The organism is Paracoccus sp. PAMC 22219 (assembly GCF_000787695.1).
In the GTDB taxonomy this organism is placed as follows: domain Bacteria; phylum Pseudomonadota; class Alphaproteobacteria; order Rhodobacterales; family Rhodobacteraceae; genus Paracoccus.
The window spans coordinates 1-7,309 of sequence record NZ_BBPH01000209.1 but is presented as its reverse complement, the minus strand read 5'-3'; the positions used below and the strand labels follow the sequence as shown (position 1 = coordinate 7,309).

General features: G+C 69.9%; 7 protein-coding genes and 1 pseudogene. All 8 read left to right on the top strand.

The features are described 5' to 3' along the window. A partial coding sequence (gene hflK, locus TY51_RS18600; protein WP_156118122.1) for an FtsH protease activity modulator HflK occupies positions 1-1,213 on the top strand: 1,213 nt, incomplete at its 5' end. Then, the gene (gene hflC / locus TY51_RS18595) at positions 1,213-2,253 is read left to right on the top strand and encodes a protease modulator HflC (protein WP_081995268.1); all 1,041 of its coding nucleotides are present in this window, start codon (positions 1,213-1,215) and stop codon (positions 2,251-2,253) included. The genes hflK and hflC, both read left to right, overlap by 1 nt. Next, complete coding sequence (locus TY51_RS18590) at positions 2,202-2,408, top strand: hypothetical protein (protein WP_042252584.1); 207 nt, start codon at positions 2,202-2,204, stop codon at positions 2,406-2,408. The genes hflC and TY51_RS18590 overlap by 52 nt, the downstream gene beginning before the upstream one ends. A gap of 374 nt (positions 2,409-2,782) precedes the next feature. Beyond that, positions 2,783-4,180, top strand: a complete 1,398-nt coding sequence (locus tag TY51_RS18585) for a DegQ family serine endoprotease (protein ID WP_231559143.1) — start codon at positions 2,783-2,785, stop codon at positions 4,178-4,180. Between the two features lie 101 nt (positions 4,181-4,281). Beyond that, positions 4,282-4,605, top strand: coding sequence for a 2Fe-2S iron-sulfur cluster-binding protein (locus TY51_RS18580; RefSeq protein WP_042252580.1), 324 nt, complete (start codon positions 4,282-4,284; stop codon positions 4,603-4,605). 167 nt (positions 4,606-4,772) lie between these two features. After that, positions 4,773-5,177, top strand: coding sequence for a DUF2141 domain-containing protein (locus TY51_RS18575; RefSeq protein ID WP_197054835.1), 405 nt, complete (start codon positions 4,773-4,775; stop codon positions 5,175-5,177). Positions 5,178-5,210: 33 nt separating this feature from the next. Further along, on the top strand, positions 5,211-6,323 hold the full coding sequence (locus TY51_RS18570) for a DNA repair exonuclease (protein ID WP_042252573.1): 1,113 nt from the start codon (positions 5,211-5,213) through the stop codon (positions 6,321-6,323). 394 nt (positions 6,324-6,717) lie between these two features. Continuing rightward, positions 6,718-7,309: pseudogene (locus TY51_RS24415) on the top strand (hypothetical protein); the annotation flags it as partial.

Sequence of the window (7,309 nt, the reverse complement as noted above, 5' to 3'; positions counted from 1 at the left end):
GGGCGAACAGCCGCCCCCCGGCGGCCCGCGCCGTCCGAACAACGATCCGCAGCGCCCCGAGATCGAGGATCTGATGAAGAAGGGCCAGGAGCGCCTGCGCGTCCTGATGGGCGGTCGTGGCACCGGCGGCGGCACGGGCGGGGGCGGCGGCGGTCGCAGCCCGATGGGCCCGAACTTTGGCCTGAACCGGTCCACGCTGGTCGTGGCGGGTCTGGCGGCGGTCGGCCTGTGGGCCTTTGCCAGCTTCTATCGCGTCCAGACCAACGAGCAGTCGGTCGAGTTCCTGTTCGGTCGTGCCGTTGCCGTGGGGACCGAGGGTCTGAACTTTGCCCCCTGGCCCGTCGTGACCGCCGAAGTGGTGCCCGTCACCAACGAACGCGTGACCGAGATCGGCACCGGCCAGGCCGGCCCGATGGACAGCGGCCTGATGCTGACCAGCGACCAGAACATCGTGAACATGGAATACCAGGTCGTCTGGAACATCCGTGACCCGCAGGCGTACCTGTTCAACCTGGCCGACCCGTCCGACACCATCCGCGCGGTCTCCGAGGCCGCGATGCGCGACATCATCGCGCGCAGCGAGCTGGCCCCGATCCTGAACCGCGACCGCGGCGTGATCGCCAGCGACCTGCGCACCGCCGTCCAGACCACGCTGGACAGCTATCAGTCAGGCATCAACGTCATCCGCGTCAACCTGGACCGTGCCGACCCGCCCGAGGAGGTCATCGACGCCTTCCGCGAGGTTCAGGCCGCCCAGCAGGAGCGTGACCGCCTGCAGAACGAGGCAGACGCCTATGCCAACCGCGAACTGGCCGCAGCCCGCGGTCAGGCAGCCCAGATCCTGGAACAGGCCGAGGGCTATCGCGCCGAGGCGGTCAACACCGCCGCGGGTGAGGCCGCGCGCTTCAACTCGATCTACGAGGAATACGTGAACGCGCCCGACGTGACCCGTCGCCGGATGTATCTGGAAACGATGGAACAGGTCCTGGGCGGCGTGAACAAGATCATCATCGGCGAGGGTATCGGCGGTGGCGAGGGTGGTTCGGGCGTCGTGCCCTATCTGCCGCTGGACCAGCTGCGCGGCACCGGGGAGGGCACCACGCCCGCAGCCCCGACCGCCGGTCAGAACGCCGGCCAGAATGTGGGTCAGACCACCGGCACGCCGGCGGGCTCCCAGCCCGGCACCACCACGACCAGCGGAGGAACGAACTGATGGCTGCGCGCAAGAACCTGCTGACCGCCCTGGCCCTGCCGGCCCTGGTCGTCGTCGCCGTGCTGGCCGGATCGGCCCTGTTCATCGTGGACGAGCGCGAAAAGGCGCTGGTGCTGCGGCTTGGCCGGGTCGTCGACGTCCAGGAGACGCCGGGCCTGAACTTCAAGCTGCCCTTCATCGACAACGTGGTCAAATACGACGGGCGCATCTTGGGCCTGCCGACCAGCCCGCTGGAGGTCACGCCGCTGGACGACCGCCGCCTGGTGGTCGACGCATTCGCCCGCTGGCGCATCACCGATCCGGTCCGCTTCCGCCAGGCGGTCGGCGTGCAGGGCATCCAGGCGGCCGAGATGCGGCTGGAGCCGATCGTGATCGACGCCATCCGCGGTGTGCTGGGTACTGTGCCCTCGACCTCGGTGCTGTCGGATGACCGGACCAGCCTGATGAACCAGATCCGCGACGAGGCCCGTTCGAATTCGGGCGGCCTGGGGATCGAGATCATCGACGTGCGCCTGACCCGGACCGACCTGCCCGAGCAGAACCTGAACGCGACCTATGCCCGGATGCGGGCCGAACGCGCCCGGGAGGCCGCAGACGAGGTGGCGCGCGGTAACGAGGCCGCCCAACGCGTCCGCGCCGCCGCCGACCGGACCGTGGTGGAGCTGACCTCCGAGGCCGGTCGCCGGTCCGAGATCGTCCGAGGCGAGGCCGATGCGCAGCGCAACGCGATCTATGCCGATGCCTATGGCCGCGACCCCGAGTTCTTTGCCTTCACCCGCTCGCTGACCTCGTATCAGCGCGCGCTGCAGGGCAGCAACAGCTCGATGGTGATGCAGCCGGACAGCGAGTTCTTCAGCTATCTGTCCAGCGACGGGGCCGCGAACGCGAACCCGGCATCGACCCCGGTGCCGCCGGGCAATTCGGCCGAACGCTTGGTCTGTCCAGCGCCGCCGAGACCCCTGAGGGCGAGGACCTGGTCGTCCCCGAGGTGGTCGACCGCGACGGCAACCGTCTGGGCGAATCCGCCGGGATCGAGCTGACCCCGGTGCCCGAGAACCTGACCACGCCGCCGCAGCAGCCGTCCGAGATCCTGTCGCCCGACGCCCCGGTCGACGGCGCCGCCCCGGTGGAGGAAGCGCCCGCACCGGAGGCCCCTGCGGAAGACGCCCCGGCAGAGCCCGCGCCGGCCAACTGACGATCAGGACACGGGCGGAGGGAAACCTCCGCCCGTTTCTGCAACGAAAATCACGATCTGTTCACAAGTCGAGAGCGTGGTTTATTTGCCACGGCACCCTACATTGACGTCATATCCATCAGGCAGCCTGGGCAACCGCCCCTGAACGCTGCCGTCGAGAGATGAGGACATCCCGCATGAAACCGCTTTTCCCTCGCCATATCCTGACCGCGTCGGCGCTGGCGCTGGCGGTGGGGCTCGGCCAAGCCGGCGCGCAGGCCGTCGACCCGGCCAATGACGACGTGCCCCCCGAGGTCAGCCAGCAGGCCCAGGAGGCCGCCGAGGCCAACCAGCCCCTGGGGGCAGAGGCCGCGACCGCAGACACGTCCCAGGTGATGCCGGGCAGCTTTGCCGACCTGGCGCAGCAGGTTTCGCCCGCGGTGGTGAACATCACCACGACCTCGGTCGTGTCGCAGCCGACCGGCGGGCCCGCGTTCCCCGAGGGCAGCCCCTTTGCCGACCTGTTCCGCGATTTTGGCATGCCCGGCGGCCCCGGTGCCCCCGAAGGCATGCCGATGCCCCGTAATCCGCAGCGGTCGAACGCGCTTGGGTCGGGCTTTGTCATCTCGGCCGACGGGTTCATCGTCACGAACAACCACGTCATCGAGGGTGCCGACCAGATCGAGGTCGAGTTCTATTCCGGCGAGACTCTGCCTGCCGAGGTCGTGGGCACCGACCCGAACACCGACGTGGCCCTGCTGAAGGTGACCAGCGACGAGCCGATCCCCTTCGTCAATTTCGGGGACAGCGACAGTGCCCGCGTGGGTGACTGGGTGCTGGCGCTTGGCAACCCGTTGGGGCAGGGCTTTTCGGCCAGCTCCGGGATCGTGTCGGCGCGCAACCGCGAGCTGTCGGGGACCTATGACGACTATCTGCAGACCGACGCGGCGATCAACCGCGGCAACTCTGGCGGGCCGCTGTTCAACCTGAACGGCGAAGTCATCGGCGTGAACACCGCGATCCTGTCGCCCAACGGCGGATCGATCGGCATCGGCTTCTCGATGGCGTCGAATGTCGTGTCGCAAGTCGTTGAACAGCTGCAGGAATTTGGTGAAACGCGCCGCGGCTGGCTGGGCGTAATGATCCAGGATGTCACCCCTGAGATGTCCGAAGCGATGGGCCTGAACGTCGCCGGCGGCGCGATGATCACCGACGTTCCCGAAGGTCCGGCCCGTGACGCCGGTCTGCAGACGGGCGACGTCATCACCAGCTTTGCCGGCACAGAGGTCGAGGATACCCGTGGCCTGGTGCGCCGCGTGGCCGAGGCTCCGGCCGGAGAGACCGCGCAGGTCGTGGTGATGCGCGACGGAGACGAGGTGACGCTGGACGTGACCCTGGGCCGTCGTGAGACCGCGCAGAACGGCGCCGAAGAATCGCCCGCCGCGGCAGAGCCTTCGGAAAGCGACGTTCTGGGCATGACCGTGACCGTGCTGACGCCGGAGATGGCCGCCGAACTTGGCGCGCCCCGCGATGCCAGCGGTCTGGCGATCACCGGCATCGACCCCGAAGGTCCGGCTGCGGAAAAGGGTCTGGCCCCCGGTGACATCATTACCGACGTCAACCAGCAGACCGTGACCAGCGTGTCCGACCTGAACGCCCGCATCGACGAGGCCCGCGAGGCCGGTCGCCGGTCGGTCCTGATGCTGATCCGTCGTGGCGGAGAGCCGCTGTTCGTGGCGCTGCCCCTGGCAGACGCCGCCCCTGCGGATGAGGACGCGGCACCCGCGGAGTAGGCCGCGCCAAGTGGCAAAAGGGGGGTGGCCTTTCGGGGCTGCCCCTTTTCAATGGCCGTCCGATCCCGTAATTCCGGTGCGACACAAGGGAACAAGCACTCATGGCGAAGATTACCTACATCGAACATAACGGCACCCGCCACCAGGTCGAGGTCCGCCCCGGCATGACCGTCATGGAGGGCGCGCGCGACAATGGCATCCCCGGCATCGACGCCGATTGCGGCGGCGCCTGCGCCTGTTCGACCTGCCATGTCTATGTGGCACCGGAATGGACGGACAAGCTGCCGCCGCTGGACCCGATGGAACAGGACATGCTGGATTTCGCCTACAAGCCCGACCCCGAACGGTCGCGCCTGACCTGCCAGATCAAGGTGACCGAGGCGCTGGACGGTCTGGTCGTGCAGATGCCCGAACGCCAGATCTGATCACGGCTCACGATGACTTGTGGATGGCCGCGCCCGGAAAGGCGCGGCATCGGCATGTCTGCCCCGGGCGGCGGTTGTTCCGGGGGACGTTTCGTGGTGACCTGCGCACCGGATCGTGTCGGGGTCGCAGGAGGGAACGGATGCAGCATCGTGGAAGGATCGGGGTCGTGGCGCTGATCGCAGTCGGTGCGCTGTCCATGCCCGCTGTTGCCGAGACCATCCAGGTGGTCGTATCCGGCATGCCCGATGACCGCGGCGTTCTGGCCTGCAGCCTGCATTCCGATCCGGCGGGATTTCCCGACGGGGCGAGTGCGGTTCACGCGACGGTCGCGCCGCAGGGCGGGCAGGGTGTCTGCACCTTCGGGGGGGTGGCGCCCGGACGCTATGCGGTCGCGGTGCTGCATGACGCGAATGCCAACGGGCGGTTGGACACCAACGTGCTGGGCATGCCGCAGGAACGGTGGGGCATTTCCATAGGCCCTGCCCCACGCCTGCGCGCGCCGCGTTTCGACGAAGCGGCGTTCGACATGGGTGCCGACCCGCTGCAGCTGCGGATCGATTTGAACCCCTGACCGCGACCCATTGATCGACAAGGATTTTCACGCATGACATTCCGGTTCCTGCACGCCTCGGACCTGCATCTGGGCAAGCCGTTCGGCGGCTATCCCGAAGGGATCCGCAACCGCCTGCGCGAGGCGCGCCATGCCGCGATCGGGCGGCTGGCGCAGGCCGCGCGTCAGGGCGGCGCGCAGGTCGTGCTGTTGGCCGGCGACAGTTTCGATGCCGAAACCCCGGCACCCGACACCCTGCGCCAGGCCCTGCGCGCGATGGCGGACGAGGGCGACATCCGCTGGATCATGCTGCCCGGCAACCACGACAGCCTGGCCGCGACAGAGCTGTGGCGGCGCATCGCGACCGATGGCCCGGCGAACCTGCAGCCGCTGCTGGACGACAGCCCCGTGGCGCTGGCTGGCGACGTCTGGCTGCTGCCCGCGCCCTGCACGCAGCGGCGCGCCGGGCGCGACCTGACGCAGGCGATGGACGCGCCCACGCCGCAGGGCGCGCGGCGCATCGGGCTGGGCCACGGCCCCGTGACCGATTTCGACGAAGGCGATGGCCGCACGGGCATCATCCCGCCCGACCGCGCGGCGCGGTCGGGGCTGGATTACCTGGCGCTTGGCGACTGGCACGGCCAGCGCCAGATCGACCCTGCGACGTGGTATTCCGGCGCGCCCGAGGCCGACAGCTTCAAGCATGACGGCTCGGCGGGGGCGCTGCTGGTCGATCTGGGCGCGACAGTCACCGCGCAGCCGGTGCCCATCGGGCAGTTCCGCTGGACGCGCCCGCATCTGGACCTGCTGCCCGGCGCGGACGCGCAGGCGGCGCTGGCCCGTGCGCTGCCCGCCGAACGGGCGCGCGATCATCTGGTCAGCGTGACCGCGGGCGGCAGGCTGGCCCTGTCCGACCGTGCCGCGCTGGACGCCGCCCTGCAGGCCATCGCCCCCGATTACGGCTGGTTCGCCGCCGACCTGTCCGCCCTGCAGGTCGAGGCGCGGCCCGACGATCTGGACCTGATCGACCGCGCGGGCGCGCTGCGCCATGCCGCCGACGCGCTGCTGGCCGACACGACCGACCCGCAGCGGTCGCAGGCCGATCGCGACATCTCGGCCGCGGCGCTGTCGCGGCTGTACAGCTTTGCGCAGGAGGTTCAGGCATGAAGCTGCGCGGGATCGAGCTGACCAACATCCGCCGCTTTGCCGGGCGCCGGGCGGTGCTGTCGGATCTGGGCGACGGCATCACGGTGCTGTCCGAGCCGAACGAATTCGGCAAGTCCACCTTCTTCGACGCGCTGCACGCGTTGTTTTTCGAACGCCATCGCAGCAGCCGCGCCCCCGTCAAGGCTTTGCAGCCCCATGCCGGCGGCGCGCCGGAGGTGGCGGTCGACATCGACCTCCCGCAGGGGCGGTTCCGCATCCATAAACGGTTCCTGTCGCGGGCGCAGGCGCGGATCACCGATGCCCAAGGCCGCCTGATCGCGCAGGAGGACGAGGCCGAGGCCTGGATCGACCGCCTGCTGGACGGGGGGCTGGCGGGACCATCGGGCTGCTGTGGGTGCGCCAGGGCCTGCTGGGACTGGAGCCGGAGGGCAACAGCGCGGCCGACAGGCAGGATCGCGACCGCAACCTGGGGACGCGGCGCGACCTGCTGTCGTCGGTTGCCGGAGAGATCGACATGATGACCGGGGGGCGGCGCATGGACGCGGTGCTGGACCGCGTGGGCCAAGAGATGGCACGGCTGGCCACCGCCACCGGGCGGCCCAGGGCGGGCGGCGAATGGCACCGCGCCATCGACGACGCCGAGCGCCTGTCCCGCGCCGAGGCCGAGGCCCGCGACAAGGCTGCGCGCCTGTCCGGCGATCTGGCTCGGCGGTCCGAGGTGACGCGCATGCTGGCCCGCCTGACCGACCCGGACGCCGCCCGTGCCCGTCAGGCCGCCGTCGCGCAGGCCGAGGAGGCGCGCCAGGCGGCCCGCAAGCATGCCGACCGCCTGGCGCAGGCGGAACAGGACCTGACGCTGGCCCGCATGGCCGAAACGACGGCCCGTCAGCAGATCGACCAGACCCGCCACCTGTCCGACCGCGTGACCCTAGGCCCGCGAGACGCTGGCGCCTGGCCGAGGCGCGTGCGCTGGCCGCCCGCGACCG